Origin of the sequence: Pseudomonas sp. NFPP28 (genome assembly GCF_900115535.1) — a bacterium.
Lineage (GTDB): Bacteria > Pseudomonadota > Gammaproteobacteria > Pseudomonadales > Pseudomonadaceae > Aquipseudomonas > Aquipseudomonas extremorientalis.
Genome location: NZ_FOWT01000013.1, coordinates 72,999 through 89,245 on the forward strand (window position 1 = coordinate 72,999; position 16,247 = coordinate 89,245).

The following is a 16,247-nucleotide window of genomic DNA, read 5'->3' on the forward strand; positions in this document are numbered from 1 at the left end:
GTTGATACGAAAACTGTTTGTACTGCTGCTGATCGGTCTGTTCTCGGCGGCTTTGCTGTTGGGTTATGGCGCCTGGAAATACGACGCTGCCCTGAAGCAGCCCTTGAAGCTGACCCAGGAGCAATTGCTCGACGTACCGGCAGGGGCGACCCCCACCGGCACCTTCAATCGCCTGGAAGCTGACGGCGTACTGGACGGTGCCTTCTGGTTGCGTCTGTACTGGCGCTTCAACCTGGACGGCCAGCCATTGCACAGCGGCGAATACCGCATGACGCCCGGCATGACGGCGCAAGGCTTGATCGGCTTGTGGCAGCGTGGCGAAGTGGTGCAATACAGCCTGACGCTGGTCGAAGGTTGGAACTTCCGCCAGGTACGCTCGGCCCTGGCCAAGCATGAAAAGATCGTGCAGACCCTCTCGGGCCTGAGCGACAGCGACGTCATGGACAAGCTCGGTCACCCTGGCGTGTTTCCAGAAGGGCGGTTCTTCCCCGATACCTACCGTTTCGTGCGTGGCATGACCGACGTCGAATTCCTGAAGAAAGCCTACAACCGCCTGGACGACGTACTCGCCCAGGAATGGAGCAAGCGCGCTGCCGACGCGCCTTACACAGACCCTTACCAAGCGCTGATCATGGCCTCCCTGGTGGAGAAAGAGACGGGCGTGCCTGAAGAGCGTGGGCAGATTGCCGGGGTATTTGTGCGGCGCCTGAAGGTCGGCATGCTGCTGCAGACCGACCCGACGGTGATCTACGGCCTGGGTGAACGCTACAACGGCAAGTTGACCCGCGCGCACCTCAAGGAAGCCAATCCCTACAACACCTACATGGTCGCCGGCCTGCCGCCGACGCCCATTGCCATGGTCGGCCGCGAGGCGATCCATGCCGCGCTGAACCCGGTGCCGGGCAGCAGCCTGTATTTCGTTGCCCGTGGCGATGGCAGCCACATTTTCTCGGATAACCTGGATGCGCATAATGCCGCCGTGCGTGAGTTCCAACTCAAGCGACGCGCCGATTACCGCTCCAGCCCGGCGCCGGTGGTGAAGCCTGCCGAAGACGCAACGCCACCGGCGGATGTGCCTGCCGAGGCGCCGGTAGAAAAGCCGGCCGACCCTGCTCCGGACGCTACCGCGCCGTAAAGCCCGCAATAATTCTGACTAAGGACTGCCTGTGACTGGCTTGTTTATTACCCTGGAAGGCCCCGAAGGCGCCGGCAAAAGCACCAACCGCGATTACCTGGCCGAGCGCTTGCGCAGCGAAGGCATCGAGGTGGTGTTGACCCGTGAGCCCGGTGGCACGCCGCTGGCCGAGCGTATCCGCGAAGTGCTGCTGGCGCCGGGTGACGAGCAGATGAACCCGGACACCGAGCTGCTGCTGGTGTTCGCCGCCCGTGCCCAGCACCTGGCCGAGGTGATCCGTCCGGCCCTGGCCCGTGGTGCCGTGGTGATTTGTGACCGTTTCACCGATTCCACCTACGCCTACCAGGGCGGCGGTCGGGGCTTGTCCGTGGAGCGTATCGCCACCCTGGAAACCTTTGTCCAAGGCGACTTGCGCCCTGACCTGACCTTGCTGTTCGATCTGCCGGTGGAAGTCGGCATGGCCCGTGCCAGCGCCCGTGGCCGCCTGGATCGCTTCGAGCTGGAAGGCGATGGGTTCTTCAACGCGGTACGCAGTGCATTCCTCACACTTGCCAAGGCGGAGCCTGCACGGTACTCCCTGCTGGATGCAGCCCAGCCGCTGGCGCAGGTGCAGCAGGCCATCGACGCGCTGCTACCCGAACTGCTGGAGCGCGCCCGTGGCTGAAGCCTACCCGTGGCAGGACAGCCTGTGGCAACAACTGGCCGGCCGTGCCCAGCACGCCCACGCCTACCTGTTGCATGGGCCGGTGGGGATCGGCAAGCGAGCGTTGGCCGAGCGCCTGATGGCAAGCCTGCTGTGCCAGCGCCCGATCAATCTTGAGGCCTGCGGCGAGTGCAAATCCTGCCTGCTGCTCAAGGCTGGCAGCCACCCGGATAACTACCTGCTGGAACCCGAGGAAGCCGACAAGGCAATCAAGGTCGACCAGGTGCGCGACCTGGTCAGCTTCGTGGTGCAGACCGCACAGATGGGCGGACGCAAGGTGGTGCTGATCGAGCCGGTGGAGGCGATGAACATCAATGCTGCCAACGCCTTGCTCAAAAGCCTGGAGGAGCCGTCCGGCGATACGGTGTTGTTGCTGGTGAGTCACCAGTCCAGCCGTTTGCTGCCGACCATCCGCAGCCGCTGCGTGCAGCAGGCGTGCCCGCTGCCAAGCGAGGCCATGAGTCTTGCGTGGCTGGCACAGGCGTTGCCGGAGTGCTCCCAGGACGAACGGGTCGAGTTGCTGAGCCTGGCCGCCGGTTCGCCGTTGGCGGCGGTGAAGCTGCAGGTCCAGGGCGTGCGTGAACAACGGGCGCTGGTGGTGGAGGGGGTCAAGAAACTGATCAAGCAGGAAGTGTCCGCCACCCAGCTGGCAGAAAGCGCCTGGAAGGACATCCCCCTGCTGTTGCTGTTCGACTGGTTCTGCGACTGGTCAAGCCTGATCCTGCGCTACCAGCTGACCCAGGATGAAAACGGTCTGGGCCTGCCGGATATGCGCAAGGTGGTTCAGTACCTGGCGCAGAAAAGTGCCCAGGACAAGGTGCTGGCGATCCAGGACTGGATCCTCGCCCAGCGCCAGAAGGTGCTCGGCAAGGCCAACCTCAACCGCGTGCTGCTGCTTGAAGCGTTGCTGGTGCAATGGGTCGGTTTGCTCGGACGCCGTTAATTTCCGTGGCCGGCGGGTGTATCGTCGGCCAGACACTTTTCGTGACTGAAGTTGTAGACTCCTATGATTGTAGATTCCCACTGCCACCTTGACCGCCTCGACCTGGCCCAGCACGGCGGTTCCCTTGACGCTGCCCTCGACGCCGCACGCCAGCGTGGGGTAGGGCACTTCCTGTGCATCGGCGTCAGCGCGGAGAATGCAGCGGACGTCAAATCCCTGGCCGAGCGTTATGCCGATGTGGATTGCTCGGTGGGCATCCACCCGCTGGACCTCAAGCCCGGTGAAGCCCCGGCACTCGACTGGCTGCTGGGTGAACTCAATCACCCGCGTGTGGTGGCCATTGGCGAAACCGGCCTGGATTACCACTACGAACCCGAAGCCGCCGAGGTGCAGCAGGCTTCGTTCCGCCTGCACCTGCAAGCCGCCCGGCAGACCGGCAAACCGGTGATCGTCCACACCCGTGGCGCCCGTGCCGATACCCTGACCCTGCTGCGCGAAGCGGCATTGCCCCAGGCTGGCGTGTTGCATTGCTTTACCGAAGACTGGGACATGGCCAAGGCGGCGCTGGACCTGGGGTTCTATATTTCGCTGTCGGGCATCGTCACCTTCCGCAACGCCGACGCCCTGCGTGATGTCGCACGCCAGGTGCCCGCCGACCGCCTGCTGGTGGAAACCGATTCCCCGTACCTGGCTCCCATCCCCCATCGCGGCAAGCCGAACCTGCCGGAGTATGTGCGCGACGTGGCGGATTACCTGGCGATGCTGCGCGGTGAGTCCTACGAGCGTTTTGCCGAGCAGACCACTGAAAACTTCAAGCGCCTTTTCCCACTGGCCCACGTCGCTTCTTAACGCGAGGGTCAAATCGCAGGCAAAAAAAACCCGGGTTCTGGGGGGTGAATCCGGGTTAAGACCATTAGGAGTAAAACAAGGGTACGCGGTCCGTTGGTACCCAGGTCGGCGCTTCACTTGGGGGAGATGTCACGTCGACAGTTCAAGTATTGATCAGTATCCGATTCAGTCCAGTCGCGGCTGATCGTTTTTTAAACAGATTTGGAATACGCGCGCTTCGCTTGAGTTCTCATCAGGCCGGTGCACGGGTGCAGTTGTTGCGTATTATTTCTGACTGATATCAATGAAAACGTTGGCGTGCTGAAAGTAAAGTGCATTCCGGGTTCACATAGACATTGCCCAACGACCGTTCAGTCGGGATAATCCCTCGCACCGGGTAAATCGTATCGCCACGTATCCGTGGCCCTGCGCAACCCTCCCTAATCCGACCTTTGCAGACCTCTTCCTCATGCACAAAGAACCCCGTAAGGTCCGTGAGTTTCGCCGCCGTGAGCAGGAAATTCTCGACACCGCACTCAAGCTGTTCCTTGAACAAGGTGAAGACAGCGTCACCGTCGAGATGATCGCGGATGCCGTGGGTATCGGCAAAGGCACGATCTACAAGCACTTCAAGTCCAAGGCCGAGATCTACCTGCGCCTGATGCTCGACTATGAGCGCGACTTGAACGAGTTGCTGCACTCGGCCGATGTCGACAAGGACAAGGAAGCCCTGTCCCGTGCCTACTTCGAGTTCCGCATGCGTGACCCGCAGCGCTATCGCCTGTTCGACCGGCTGGAAGAGAAGGTGGTCAAGGGCCACCAGGTGCCGGAGATGGTCGAGGAACTGCACAAGATCCGCGCCTCGAACTTCGAACGCCTGACTTTGCTGATCAAGGGGCGCATCAGCGAAGGCAAGCTCGAAGATGTGCCGCCGTATTTCCACTACTGCGCCGCCTGGGCCTTGGTCCACGGTGCCGTGGCGCTGTACCACTCGCCGTTCTGGAGCAACGTGCTGGAAGACCAGGAAGGTTTCTTCCAGTTTTTGATGGATATCGGCGTGCGCATGGGCAACAAGCGCAAGCACAGCAGTGAGCAGCCACCGGCAGAAACGCCTGCCACGTAATGATTTGCTGCCACGCGTAGTACCCCAGGAATATACTCAGGCATGGACTCTTGCTAAAAGCTGATTTATCAGTCAGCTTTTAGCGCGCCCGAATCATCCTCTGCCGGAGTGATCCATGATCGTTGATCGTCAAGGCAGGCGTTTTCGCAATTTGCGGATCAGCCTGACCTCAGCCTGCAATTACGCGTGTACCTACTGCGTGCCTAACGGCAAGCGGCTGGTGGCTGCCCAGGACGAACTCTCCGCCGAGGCCATGGCCCGTGGTGTGGAATACCTGATCGAAGCGGCGGGCATCGACCGCCTGCGCATCACCGGCGGCGAGCCGCTGGTCAGCCCCAAGCTGGAAGCGTTCATGGGCGCCGTGGGGGGGATGGGGCTCAGCGATATCAGCCTGACGACCAACGGCCAATTGCTGGCGCGCAAGCTGCCGTTGCTGGTGGAGGCCGGGATCAAGCGCATCAACGTGTCCCTCGATACCCTCGACGCAGATGCCTTCCGCGGCATTGCCCGTGGTGGCGACCTGGCCACTGTGCTCGACGGCATGGACCAGGCCCGCGCTGCCGGCATCAAGATCAAGGTCAATATGGTGCCGTTACGCGGCCAGAACCTCGACCAGGTCATGCCGCTGCTCGACTATTGCCTGGAGCGTGGCTACGAGCTGCGCTTTATCGAATTGATGCGCATGGGCCACCTGGCCAAGGACTCCAACGCGTTCCTGCAGCAGTTTGTCAGCCTGCAACAACTGCTGGGTTTGATCGGTGAGCAGCATGAATACCTGCAAGCCAATGCGCCTGTGGATGCCACTGCCGTACGCTACGAAATCCCCGGTAAAGGCTTCTTTGGTGTGATCGCCAACGAAAGCGTACCGTTCTGCCGCACCTGCTCACGGTTGCGCTTGTCGTCCACGGGTTGGTTGCATGGCTGCCTGTCGTCGAGTAACCGTCACTACGTCGGCGACCTGCTGGACAAGCCGCGCCATCAAGCACTCCCGGCCTTGCAGGGGCTGTTGATGAAGGCGTTGGGTGACAAGCAGGAGGTGGCTTTTTCTGGCGGCGCCACCATCATGAAAATCATCGGCGGCTAACCAACCCGCCAAGCCAGCACACAACCAACTGTGGGAAGGGGCAAGCTCCTCCCACATTTGTTATAGGTTGCTGCCAAATGGCGCAAAACCTGCATCACACGCCCATTCGCCGGTTTTCCGTCACCGGCTTCTGGAGGATTAGGATGCGTAGTGTGGTTTTGTTGCTGGCGTCGTTGACGCTGAGTGGCTGCATGACCGTCAGCGATATGGCCGAAGGCACCCGCTATCAGATGAGCGACGCCGGTTTGCTGGACCACAGCGATACCCGCCGTACCGCCTCGGTACGCATACAGCCGGACTCCTTTGTCTTTATCGCCCAGGGCGCCTTTGTGCCGCCGGGCAGTGCCTACCCGCGGCCGAACGTGGTGGCCGAAGAAGCCTTCAATGGCTTTGTCGAGTACTTCCCCATGGTGCGCCGCGCCCGTCAGCCTGAAGGCCTGGAGCAGGCCATGGCCGAAGCCCGTGCGGCGGGGGCTCACTACCTGCTGTACTGCCGTTTCGCCAAGGCGGATGACCGCATCGGCAACGCGGATGAATGGGCCGACCAGGAAGCCCTCGACCGCGTCGGCCTGGACAGCGGCGTCATCCAGATCATGTTGATCGAGACCAGCACCCAGTATTTGATTGATACTGCACGTATACGCAGTCGTGGCGGTTTACTGACGTTTCACGACAACAAGCCAGAAGATCTGATTGCCCGCCCCCTGGCGCAGTACGCCCGCGGCCTGTTGGGGATGAGCAATCCATAAGACCCAGGAGAACCCCATGACCGATTCCGCCAAGGCCAACGACCTGTTGGCCCAGTTGCCCAAGGGCAAGGGGCCGGCCCCGGTGCACCTGTGGAACCCGGACTTCTGCGGCCAGATCGACATGCGCATCGCCCGTGATGGCACCTGGTTCTATCAAGGCACGCCGATCGGGCGCAAGCCGATGGTCAAGCTGTTCTCCAACATCATCCGTCGCGATGGCGATGATTACTTTCTGATTACCCCCGTGGAAAAAGTCGGCATCACCGTCGATGATGCACCGTTTGTCGCCATTACCCTGGAAGTCGAAGGGCAGGGCGAAAGCCAGGTGCTGCGCTTCACCACCAACGTCGATGACCAGGTCGAAGCCGGCCTCAAACACCCGCTGCGGGTGGTGATCGATCCTGTGACCCAGGAGCCTGCACCCTATCTGCGAGTGCGCACCAACCTCGAAGCCCTGGTGCACCGCAATGCGTTCTACCAGTTGGTGGAGTTGGCAGTGAGCCGTCCGATCAACGGTCAGAATTGGCTGGGCGTCTGGAGCGCAGGCGAGTTTTTCCCTATTGGCCTGGAGCCCTGAAGCCGGTTTTATCATCTCCCTGAAATAATTCGCTTGCTGCACATGGGCGCTTTGCGTTATCAATTTGTACATGATTAGACATGTTCGATTTGATAAGAAAAAACGCGTCGTCGACGAGCTCATCCGCCGTATCGAGGGTGGGGTGATGGCCGACGGTTTCCTGCTGCCGGGCGAGCACCAATTGGCCGAGGAGTTCGCGGTCAGCCGCGGCACCCTGCGCGAGGCCCTGGCCGAACTCAAGCGGCGCAACTACATCGCGACCCAGAGCGGCGTCGGCTCCATCGTGACCTTTGACGGCATGGTGCTCGACCAGCGCAGTGGCTGGGCCCAGGCCCTGGCGGACACCGGTGCGAAGGTCAACACCGATATCCTGCGCCTGGAAGCGGTGACCCGCCCGGACCTGCTCAGCCGTTTCGGCAGCGACCAATTCATTGCCCTCGACCGCCGCCGTCGCACTACCGATGGCACTGCCGTGTCCCTGGAACGCTCGCTGATGCCCGCTTCCGGAGGCCTGGAGGGCCTGCCAAGAGTAGGCCTGATCGATAATTCCCTGACCATCACCCTGGCTGCCTACGGATATGTCGGCGCCGAAGGGGACCAATGGATCGGTGCCGAGCCCCTCAGCGATGAAGATGCCGAGTTGCTTGGCCGCCCAGCCGGCACGGTGTTCCTCAAGGCTTCGCGTACCACCTACGACCGTCGCGAACGTTTCATGGAGTATGTCGAAAGCTTGCTCGACCCTCTGCATTTTCGCCTGCACCTGCAATTTGGAAACTCGAAATGACCCCGCTCAATCGCGCCCTCGGCGCGTTCTACGGCCTGGCCTTGGGCGATGCCCTGGGCATGCCGACCCAGTCCTTGAGCCGCGAACAGGTGCGTGCGCGTTTCGGTGCCATCACCGGCCTGGAAAACGCCGATGCCGACCAGCCCATCGCACCGAACATGCCCGCCGGCTCCATCACCGATGACACCGAACAGGCCATCCTGGTGGGCGAGTTGCTGGTGGAAGGCCGAGGCAAGATCGAACCCACTGTGCTTGCCGAGCGCCTGATCGACTGGGAAGCGGTGATGCGTGCCAAGGGCTCGCAGGATTTGCTCGGTCCCTCCACCAAGCGTGCGATCGACATGATCCTCGCCGGCCACACCCCGGAAGAATCCGGCCGCTACGGCACCACCAACGGCGCCGCGATGCGCATCACGCCAGTGGGGATTGCCGCCGATGTCAGCGACCCGGCGCAGTTTATCCAGGCGGTGATCCAGGCCTGCCAGGTCACCCACAACACCACCCTGGGTATTTCCAGCGCGGCGGCGGTGGCGGCGGTGGTGTCGGCCGGCATCAACGGTGTGGACCTGGGCGAAGCGTTGAACATCGGCACCCAGGTTGCCCAGCAGGCCGAAGGCCATGGTCACTGGATCGCTGGTGGGCGGATTTCCACGCGCATCAGCTGGGCGCGGACCTTGAGCGTCGGCAGCGGTGACAAGGCCCTGTTCGCGGACCTGTTGTACGAATTGATCGGCACCTCCGTCGCGTCCCAGGAGTCGGTGGTGGTGTCGTTCGCCCTGGCCCAGCAAGTGGCGGTGGGCGAGATGAATGCCTTCGAGGCGTTGTGCCTGGCGGCCAGCCTTGGCGGCGACACTGACACCATCGCGGCGATTCTCGGCGCCATGCTCGGCGCGTGCCTGGGCATGCAGTGCTGGCCCGAGGCGCTGATCGAACAGGTCAAGCAGGTCAATGGCCTGGATCTGCAATCGCTGGTTCAAGAGCTGTTGAAAATGCGCTGAGTCAGGACGACCGGAAGATTCGCTTTGTATACCTGCCACAACCACAACAATACAGGCACTTGGAGCACCCCCTCATGAGCAGTACATCTTCCGGTCAAAGCGCCGGGCAATTGGAAACACGCGGCATCGAACCGGTCCCGGAAGGCGAGTGCAACGGCCACCCGCTGCAACTGTTCTGGGTGTGGTTCGCGGCCAATATCAGCATCCTCGGCTTGCCGCTCGGCGCCACGCTGGTCGCGTTTCGCGGCCTGGCGATCTGGCAGGCCATCATCGTGGCGATCCTCGGCGCCGCCGGCTCCTTTGCGGTGGTCGGCATCATCTCCATCGCCGGCCGTCGCGGCCGTGCGCCCAGCCTGACGCTGTCCCGCGCCATCTTCGGTGTGCGCGGCAATATCGGCCCGACCCTGGTGTCGCTGATGTCGCGCCTGGGCTGGGAAACCGTCAACACCACCACGGCGGCCTTTGTGCTGCTGTCGTTGTGCTCGATCCTGTTCGGCTCGCCGGTCGAAGCCAAAAGCGCACCGGTGCTCACCCTGGTCTTTATCGCCATCTTCGTGCTGCTGACGTTGTCGGTATCCGGGCTGGGCCACGCCACCTTGCTGGTGATCCAGAAGTGGGCCACCTACGTGTTCGGCGCGTTGAACGTCCTGGTCGGCGGCTTCCTCTGCGCCACGATCGACTGGAGCGCGGTGTTCAACGCTACCCCGGCACCGTTGAGCGCGATGATCATCGGCATCGGCACCATGGCCGCTGGCACGGGTATCGGCTGGGCCAACGCCGGCGCGGACATGTCGCGCTACCAGCACCGCAGCGTCAAGGCGGTGCGCCTGGTGGCGTCGGCAGCATTCGGTGCGGGCATTCCGCTGGTGCTGTTGATCACCCTCGGCGGCCTGTTGTCGGTGGGCAACAACGACCTGGCTTCGGCCACCGACCCGATCGTCGCGATCCGCGACATGCTGCCGACCTGGATGGCCGTGCCGTACCTGATCACCGCGTTCGGTGGGTTGCTGCTGTCCAACAACCTGTCGGTGTACTCGGCGGGCCTCACCACGCTGACCCTCGGTTTGAAGGTCAAGCGCGTGCATGCGGTGATCGTCGATATCGTGGCGATCTTCGCCGGCTCCATCTACTTCATGCTGATCGCCGACAGTTTCTACGGCCCGTTCATCACGTTCATCTCTTTGCTGGCGGTGCCGATCACGGCATGGGTCGGCATCTTTGTGGTCGACCTGATCCACCGTCACTACTACAGCGCCAAGGACCTGCTGGACGTGAGCCCAAGCAGCGCCTACTGGTATCGCGGCGGTGTGGAATGGCGTGCCTTCGGTGCCTGGGCCGTGGCGATCGTGCTGGGCTTCAGCTTCACCACCATTGGCACCACCGCCGAGAACATCTGGTTCGCCGGGCCTTTGTCCGACTCGTGGCTGGGCCACAACGGCCTGGGCTGGATCGTCACCTTCCTGGTGGCCGGCGGGATTTATGCGGTGCTGGGCGGTGCGGCTGACCGTCGCCCGGCTTTAGTCGAGAGCCCTAATGTCTAGATTGCTGCACACCGGTCAGGTCATCGTCGACCTGGTCATGGCCCTCGATACCTTGCCCGCAACCGGTGGCGACGTGCTGGCGCAATCGGCCAGTTTCGAAGCCGGCGGTGGTTTCAATGTGATGGCGGCCGCACGGCGCAATGGGCTGGCGGTGGTCTACCTGGGCCGTCACGGCAACGGGCGTTTCGGCGAGCTGGCACGCGCGGCGATGCAGGCGGAAGGTGTCGAAATCGCCCAAGCCGCCAGCACGGATAAAGATACCGGTCTGTGTGTATCGCTGACCGAGGCCACCACCGAGCGCACGTTCATTTCCCATATCGGTGCTGAAGGCGAGTTGAGCGCCGACGACTTGGCGCGGGTGGTTCCACAGGCGGACGATTATGTGTATGTGAGTGGCTACAGCCTGTTGCTGGAAGGCAAGGCGCAGGCTCTGCTCGACTGGTTACTGGCCCTGCCTCGCGATATCCAGGTGGTGTTCGACCCGGGTCCGTTGGTGAAGGCACCGGATTCGGCGCTGATGGTGGCGCTGTTGCCGCGTATCGATATCTGGACCAGTAACGGCCCTGAAGCACTGGCGTTTACCGGGGCGGAAACGGTTGCAGAGGCGCTGGTCGACCTGAACCGTCATCTGCCCGGCGATGCCTTACTGGTGGTGCGGGATGGGCCGAATGGCTGCTGGGTGAGCCGCAATGGCCAGGCGGAGCATGTGCCGGGGTTCAAGGTGACGGCGGTGGACAGCAATGGCGCAGGGGATGCCCACGCCGGGGTGTTTATTGCAGGGTTGGCCGATGACCTGGCACCTGCCCAGGCAGCGCGTCGGGCGAACGCAGCAGCAGCGCTGGCCGTGACACGCTGGGGGCCGGCTACATCGCCTGGCAGCGCAGAAGTCGATGCCTTGCTGCGGGAATAGGGTGGGTCAAAAAATGTGGAGGGGGCAAGCCCCCTCCATATTTGAGGCTACTGGCTCGTTTCAGACTCCAGCTTGCGCGCCTCATCCACACCCGACGCCGTCAGCTTGATCGGCAGGTTCAACGCATACTCACCGGCGGCGTCGGTGGTCACATGCCCATCCTTGATCAGGCCGCGATCCTGCAGGAACGCCAACGCACTGGCGACGACTTTTTCTCCGCGGTAGTTATCCAACACCTCCTTGCCCAGCCCTTGAGGGTGAGCGTGCAGCAGGCGGGTCAGGACTTCTTTTTCAAGGTCTTTGTCGACGTTCATGCGTACCTCTTCACTGGGAAATGATCGGGTGTTCGTCAGGCGTTGGTTGGATCAGGGCGCAGGTTGTTTCGGAGCGCCGGGCAGGTTCGAGTCATCGCCCTTATTGATCTTGGGTTCATTGACCGATGGACCCATTTTGCCGTTGCCGACGGCGGCTGGCGCCTGGCGTTGAGTGTCATGACCCTGGGTGTGCGGGTCGGCGGCATTGGTATTGTCAATGACTGCGCCGCCATTGGTGTCCAGGCCGGTGCCCATGGATTTCTGGGACTCGGTGGTGGCGTCCGGATTGGTCGGGCCGGTAGAGGAGGTGGCTGCAAAACCGCTCAGCGAAACCGAAGACAACAGGCCAGCCAGGGCGAGGGCAGCAAACTTGGAATGCTTCATGAGGGTGTCTCCATATGATGAATGTCCTTACCCTCTATTGGTCCGCCGGTATTCTGCGTTCGTGCCTTGATGGCGACGAACGGTCTTGTGTCACCTGTAAGATTTTGTGTGCCAGTGACCACGAAAATGCGCTGCAACTCGTCACGAAAGCGCCTTAGTATGTGTGCTTTGAAATTGCCAAGGCTCACCCATGACCATCGAGATTCGCCCCGCCGTGCCCAGCGATGCTGCGCAGATCCTGACTTTCATCACCGAGCTTGCCGAGTATGAGAAGGCCCGGCATGAAGTGATCGCCAGTGTGGTGGACATCGAGCGCAGCCTGTTCAGCGAAGGGGCGACCGCCCATGGCCTGATCTGTTTGCGCGATGGCTTGCCGATTGGTTTTGCGGTGTTCTTTTTCAGCTATTCCACCTGGCTGGGCAGCAACTGCCTGTACCTGGAAGACCTGTACATCAACCCGGAGCAACGCGGTGGCGGCGCAGGCAAAAAGCTCTTGCGCCACCTGGCGAAGATCGCGTTCGACAACGGTTGCGGTCGCTTCGAGTGGAGCGTGCTGGACTGGAACGAACCGGCGATTGCCTTCTATAAATCCATCGGCGCCCAGCCGCAGGAAGAGTGGGTGCGTTACCGCATGGAAGGCGATGCGCTGCGTGATTTCGCCTTGGGCTAGCTGAAAATCAAAATGTGGGAGGGGCTTGCCTACTCCCACATTTTTTTGTGCTTTGCTCACTATATGGGATGCAAATTTATATATTGAGATGTTTCAAAAGATGGGTTTATAGTCGGCTGCATCAGCACTCACTACCAAAAATAAAACAGGTGAAGCGATGCAGGCACAACCGTTGTCACTCCCCGCCGTGCCCGAGCCCATCTACGGCGAGCGGCTCAAAGGCAAAGTGGTGATCATCACCGGTGCCGCCCAGGGCATTGGCGAGGCGATCGTCGCGTGTTTCCAGGCGCAGCAGGCGAAGCTGGTCATCGCCGATATCCAGGGTGAAAAGGTCGAGAACGTCGCGACCCACTGGCGTGAACGCGGCGCCGAGATCTACGCGCAACCGGTCGATATCACGTCCAGGGAGCAATGGCAGGCGCTGGTCAATGTGGCCATCGAGCGCTTCGGCCGGGTTGATGTGCTGGTCAATTGCGCCGGGGTCAATGTGTTCCGCGACCCGCTGGAGATGACCGACGAAGACTGGCGCCGCTGCTTCGCCATCGACCTCGACGGCGCCTGGTACGGCTGCCGCACGGTGCTGCCGCACATGATCGAGCAGGGCATCGGCAACATCATCAACATTGCCTCCACCCATTCCAGCCACATCATCCCCGGCTGCTTCCCCTATCCCGTGGCCAAGCATGGCCTGCTTGGCCTGACCCGCGCCCTCGGCATCGAATACGCGCCCAAGGGCATCCGTGTGAATGCCATCGCGCCGGGCTACATCGAAACCCAACTCAATGTCGACTACTGGAACGGTTTCCCCGACCCCCACGCCGAGCGCCAGCGTGCGTTCGACCTGCACCCGCCCAAGCGCATCGGCCAGCCGATCGAGGTGGCGATGACCGCGCTGTTTCTGGCGACCGACGAGGCGCCTTTTATCAACGCCACCTGCCTGATGATCGATGGCGGGCGGTCTGTGATGTACCACGACTAACGCGTTTTCCAATAACAAGAAAGAGGTGGTTCATGTTCAAGAAGACTCTAGGCACCCTCGCGCTCGCCCTTGCCTTCAGTGGCTTTGCATCGGCCGAAGAAGTGAAGATCGGCTTCCTGGTCAAGCAGGCCGAAGAACCCTGGTTCCAGACCGAATGGGCCTTCGCCGAAAAAGCCGGCAAAGAACACGGCTTTACCGTGATCAAGATCGCCGTGCCCGATGGCGAGAAGACCCTATCGGCCATCGACAGCCTGGCCGCCAACGGTGCCAAGGGCTTTGTGATCTGCCCGCCGGACGTGTCCCTCGGCCCGGCCATCGTGGCCAAGGCCAAGGTCAATGGCTTGAAAGTCATGGCTGTGGATGACCGCTTTGTCGACGCCAAGGGCAACTTCATGGAAGACGTGCCGTACCTGGGCATGGCGGCCTTTGAAGTGGGCCAGAAGCAGGGCACCGCGATGGCGGAGGAGGCGAAAAAACGCGGCTGGGATTGGAAGGACACCTACGCGGTGATCAACACCTATAACGAACTCGACACCGGCAAGAAGCGCACCGATGGTTCGATCAAATCCCTGGAAGACGCCGGCCTACCCAAAGACCATATCCTGACCGCCGCACTCAAGACCCTCGACGTTCCCGGCAGCATGGACGCGACCAACTCGGCCTTGGTCAAACTGCCTGCAGGCGCGAAAAACCTGATCATCGGCGGCATGAACGACAACACCGTGCTCGGCGGCGTACGCGCCACCGAAAGCGCCGGCTTCAAGGCGGCCAACGTGATCGGCATTGGCATCAATGGCACCGACGCCATCGGCGAGTTGAAAAAGGCTGAAAGCGGTTTCTTCGGCTCCATGCTGCCCAGCCCGCATATCGAGGGTTACAACACCGCGCTGGCGATGTACGAGTGGGTCACCACCGGCAAGGAGCCTGCGAAATACACGGCGATGGACGAAGTGACGCTGATCACCCGCGCCAACTTCCAGGCAGAGCTGACCAAGATCGGGCTGTGGAAATGACCGGCGCGGCCTTGCGTTTCAACGGCATCGGCAAGGAGTTTCCCGGTGTGAAAGCCCTGGCGCAGATCAGCTTTGAAGCGCGGCCGCGCGAGGTGCATGCGTTGATGGGCGAGAACGGTGCGGGCAAGTCGACGCTGCTGAAAATCCTTGGCGGCGCCTACCTGCCCAGCAGCGGCTCACTGCAGATCGGCGCGCAGACCATGGCCTTCCGAAACGCCGCCGACAGCATTGCCAGCGGCGTGGCGGTGATCCACCAGGAGCTGCACCTGGTGCCGGAAATGACGGTGGCCGAGAACCTGTTCCTTGGGCATTTGCCGACGCGCTTCGGGGTGGTCAACCGCAGCCGGTTGCGCAAGCAAGCGTTGGCCTGCCTCAAGGGGCTGGCGGATGAAATCGATCCGGATGAGAAGCTCGGTCGGCTTTCCCTTGGGCAACGCCAACTGGTGGAAATCGCCAAGGCGCTGTCCCGTGGCGCCCATGTGATTGCCTTTGACGAACCCACCAGCAGCCTGTCGGCGCGGGAGATCGACCGCCTGATGGCGATCATCACGCGCCTGCGTGACGAAGGCAAAGTGGTGCTCTACGTGTCCCACCGCATGGAAGAAGTGTTCCGCATCTGCAACGCCGTCACGGTGTTCAAGGACGGTCGCTACGTGCGTACTTTCGATGACATGAGCACGCTGACCCACGATCAATTGGTGACGTGCATGGTGGGTCGCGATATCCAGGACATTTACGACTACCGCCCGCGTGAACAGGGCGAGGTGGCGCTGAAGGTCGAGGGCTTGCTTGGCCCGGGCCTGCGTGAGCCGGTCAGCCTTCAGGTACACAAGGGCGAGATTCTCGGCCTGTTCGGCCTGGTCGGGGCAGGGCGCACGGAGCTGTTTCGGCTGCTGAGTGGTTTGACCCGCAGCACCGCAGGACGCCTGGAACTCTGTGGGCAACCACTGCGGCTGCATTCACCCCGCGATGCCATCGTCGCCGGGGTGCTGCTGTGCCCGGAGGACCGCAAGAAGGAAGGCATCATTCCGCTATCCAGCGTCGCCGAGAACATCAATATCAGTGCGCGTGGCGCCCACTCTGCGTTCGGCTGGCTGCTGCGCGACGGTTGGGAAAAGGCCAACGCCGACCGGCAAATCAAAAGCATGAAGGTCAAGACGCCGAACGCCGAACAGAAAATCATGTACCTGTCCGGTGGCAATCAGCAGAAGGCCATTCTCGGCCGATGGCTGTCGATGCCGATGAAAGTGCTGCTGCTGGATGAGCCAACGCGAGGCATCGATATCGGCGCCAAGTCGGAGATCTACCAGATTATCCATAACCTGGCGGCCAGCGGCATTGCGGTGATTGTGGTGTCCAGCGACCTGATGGAAGTGATGGGGATTTCCGACCGTATCCTGGTGATGAGCGAAGGCGCCCTGACCGGCGAACTCACCCGCGACCAGGCGGATGAAGCACGGCTGTTGCAACTGGCTCTCCCGCGTTCGCGGGCTTGAAGAATTCGAGGTGAAT

18 protein-coding genes are annotated in these 16,247 nt (G+C 61.8%); 16 read left to right on the forward strand and 2 right to left on the reverse strand.

The annotated features are described in order from the left end of the window. Position 1: 1 nt before the first annotated feature. From mltG to BM110_RS28130, 12 genes are all read left to right on the forward strand, one after another. Positions 2–1,135: an endolytic transglycosylase MltG gene (gene mltG / locus BM110_RS28075; RefSeq protein ID WP_093514562.1), complete on the forward strand. Its 1,134-nt coding sequence runs from the start codon at positions 2–4 to the stop codon at positions 1,133–1,135. A 31-nt stretch (positions 1,136–1,166) separates the two neighbouring features. Next, on the forward strand, positions 1,167–1,799 hold the full coding sequence (gene tmk / locus BM110_RS28080) for a dTMP kinase (RefSeq protein ID WP_071490499.1): 633 nt from the start codon (positions 1,167–1,169) through the stop codon (positions 1,797–1,799). Next, positions 1,792–2,781: a DNA polymerase III subunit delta' gene (locus BM110_RS28085; RefSeq protein WP_093514563.1), complete on the forward strand. Its 990-nt coding sequence runs from the start codon at positions 1,792–1,794 to the stop codon at positions 2,779–2,781. Before tmk ends, BM110_RS28085 begins: the two co-directional genes overlap by 8 nt. Before the next feature lie 63 nt (positions 2,782–2,844). Then, positions 2,845–3,630, forward strand: a complete 786-nt coding sequence (locus BM110_RS28090) for a TatD family hydrolase (protein ID WP_093514564.1) — start codon at positions 2,845–2,847, stop codon at positions 3,628–3,630. 448 nt (positions 3,631–4,078) lie between these two features. Beyond that, complete coding sequence (locus tag BM110_RS28095) at positions 4,079–4,732, forward strand: TetR/AcrR family transcriptional regulator (protein WP_071490496.1); 654 nt, start codon at positions 4,079–4,081, stop codon at positions 4,730–4,732. 115 nt (positions 4,733–4,847) lie between these two features. Further along, positions 4,848–5,816: a GTP 3',8-cyclase MoaA gene (locus tag BM110_RS28100; protein WP_092242561.1), complete on the forward strand. Its 969-nt coding sequence runs from the start codon at positions 4,848–4,850 to the stop codon at positions 5,814–5,816. A 143-nt stretch (positions 5,817–5,959) separates the two neighbouring features. Then, positions 5,960–6,565 carry a DUF4823 domain-containing protein gene (locus tag BM110_RS28105; protein WP_071490494.1) on the forward strand — a complete coding sequence of 202 codons (606 nt, stop codon included), beginning with the start codon at positions 5,960–5,962 and terminating at the stop codon, positions 6,563–6,565. 16 nt (positions 6,566–6,581) lie between these two features. Next, the gene (locus tag BM110_RS28110) at positions 6,582–7,142 is read left to right on the forward strand and encodes a DUF1285 domain-containing protein (protein ID WP_093514565.1); all 561 of its coding nucleotides are present in this window, start codon (positions 6,582–6,584) and stop codon (positions 7,140–7,142) included. A 70-nt stretch (positions 7,143–7,212) separates the two neighbouring features. Beyond that, positions 7,213–7,926, forward strand: coding sequence for a GntR family transcriptional regulator (locus tag BM110_RS28115; RefSeq protein ID WP_092242568.1), 714 nt, complete (start codon positions 7,213–7,215; stop codon positions 7,924–7,926). Continuing rightward, positions 7,923–8,924, forward strand: coding sequence for an ADP-ribosylglycohydrolase family protein (locus BM110_RS28120; RefSeq protein ID WP_093514566.1), 1,002 nt, complete (start codon positions 7,923–7,925; stop codon positions 8,922–8,924). Before BM110_RS28115 ends, BM110_RS28120 begins: the two co-directional genes overlap by 4 nt. Positions 8,925–8,998: 74 nt before the next feature. Continuing rightward, positions 8,999–10,465 carry a purine-cytosine permease family protein gene (locus tag BM110_RS28125; protein ID WP_093514567.1) on the forward strand — a complete coding sequence of 489 codons (1,467 nt, stop codon included), beginning with the start codon at positions 8,999–9,001 and terminating at the stop codon, positions 10,463–10,465. Beyond that, positions 10,458–11,375, forward strand: coding sequence for a PfkB family carbohydrate kinase (locus BM110_RS28130; RefSeq protein WP_093514568.1), 918 nt, complete (start codon positions 10,458–10,460; stop codon positions 11,373–11,375). Before BM110_RS28125 ends, BM110_RS28130 begins: the two co-directional genes overlap by 8 nt. Before the next feature lie 47 nt (positions 11,376–11,422). Here BM110_RS28130 and BM110_RS28135 read toward each other — a convergent pair whose 3' ends face one another. Then, positions 11,423–11,689, reverse strand: coding sequence for a hypothetical protein (locus BM110_RS28135; RefSeq protein WP_058427435.1), 267 nt, complete (start codon positions 11,687–11,689; stop codon positions 11,423–11,425). A 51-nt stretch (positions 11,690–11,740) separates the two neighbouring features. After that, entirely contained in the window at positions 11,741–12,073 is a 333-nt protein-coding gene (locus tag BM110_RS28140) for a hypothetical protein (protein WP_058427434.1), read from the reverse strand. Positions 12,074–12,263: 190 nt separating this feature from the next. On the opposite strand from BM110_RS28140, the gene BM110_RS28145 reads away from it, so the two are divergent. The 4 genes from BM110_RS28145 to araG all read left to right on the forward strand — a co-directional run bounded on the left by BM110_RS28145 (position 12,264) and on the right by araG (position 16,231). After that, on the forward strand, positions 12,264–12,743 hold the full coding sequence (locus tag BM110_RS28145; protein ID WP_010208407.1) for a GNAT family N-acetyltransferase: 480 nt from the start codon (positions 12,264–12,266) through the stop codon (positions 12,741–12,743). Between the two features lie 157 nt (positions 12,744–12,900). After that, positions 12,901–13,722 (forward strand): SDR family oxidoreductase, encoded by an 822-nt coding sequence (locus BM110_RS28150; protein ID WP_092242578.1) that lies wholly within the window; start codon positions 12,901–12,903, stop codon positions 13,720–13,722. A 32-nt stretch (positions 13,723–13,754) separates the two neighbouring features. Next, on the forward strand, positions 13,755–14,735 hold the full coding sequence (locus BM110_RS28155; protein ID WP_093514569.1) for a substrate-binding domain-containing protein: 981 nt from the start codon (positions 13,755–13,757) through the stop codon (positions 14,733–14,735). Further along, positions 14,732–16,231 (forward strand): L-arabinose ABC transporter ATP-binding protein AraG, encoded by a 1,500-nt coding sequence (gene araG / locus BM110_RS28160; protein WP_093514570.1) that lies wholly within the window; start codon positions 14,732–14,734, stop codon positions 16,229–16,231. Before BM110_RS28155 ends, araG begins: the two co-directional genes overlap by 4 nt. Positions 16,232–16,247 lie beyond the last annotated feature (16 nt).

Coding starts and splice junctions, on each gene's coding strand:
- BM110_RS28090 (WP_093514564.1), top strand. CDS start 2,845: ATGATTGTAGATTCCCACTGCCACCTTGACCGCCTCGACCTGGCCCAG.
- BM110_RS28095 (WP_071490496.1), top strand. CDS start 4,079: ATGCACAAAGAACCCCGTAAGGTCCGTGAGTTTCGCCGCCGTGAGCAG.
- BM110_RS28100 (WP_092242561.1), top strand. CDS start 4,848: ATGATCGTTGATCGTCAAGGCAGGCGTTTTCGCAATTTGCGGATCAGC.
- BM110_RS28105 (WP_071490494.1), top strand. CDS start 5,960: ATGCGTAGTGTGGTTTTGTTGCTGGCGTCGTTGACGCTGAGTGGCTGC.
- BM110_RS28110 (WP_093514565.1), top strand. CDS start 6,582: ATGACCGATTCCGCCAAGGCCAACGACCTGTTGGCCCAGTTGCCCAAG.
- BM110_RS28115 (WP_092242568.1), top strand. CDS start 7,213: ATGATTAGACATGTTCGATTTGATAAGAAAAAACGCGTCGTCGACGAG.
- BM110_RS28120 (WP_093514566.1), top strand. CDS start 7,923: ATGACCCCGCTCAATCGCGCCCTCGGCGCGTTCTACGGCCTGGCCTTG.
- BM110_RS28125 (WP_093514567.1), top strand. CDS start 8,999: ATGAGCAGTACATCTTCCGGTCAAAGCGCCGGGCAATTGGAAACACGC.
- BM110_RS28130 (WP_093514568.1), top strand. CDS start 10,458: ATGTCTAGATTGCTGCACACCGGTCAGGTCATCGTCGACCTGGTCATG.
- BM110_RS28135 (WP_058427435.1), bottom strand. CDS start 11,689: ATGAACGTCGACAAAGACCTTGAAAAAGAAGTCCTGACCCGCCTGCTG.
- BM110_RS28140 (WP_058427434.1), bottom strand. CDS start 12,073: ATGAAGCATTCCAAGTTTGCTGCCCTCGCCCTGGCTGGCCTGTTGTCT.
- BM110_RS28145 (WP_010208407.1), top strand. CDS start 12,264: ATGACCATCGAGATTCGCCCCGCCGTGCCCAGCGATGCTGCGCAGATC.
- BM110_RS28150 (WP_092242578.1), top strand. CDS start 12,901: ATGCAGGCACAACCGTTGTCACTCCCCGCCGTGCCCGAGCCCATCTAC.
- BM110_RS28155 (WP_093514569.1), top strand. CDS start 13,755: ATGTTCAAGAAGACTCTAGGCACCCTCGCGCTCGCCCTTGCCTTCAGT.
- araG (WP_093514570.1), top strand. CDS start 14,732: ATGACCGGCGCGGCCTTGCGTTTCAACGGCATCGGCAAGGAGTTTCCC.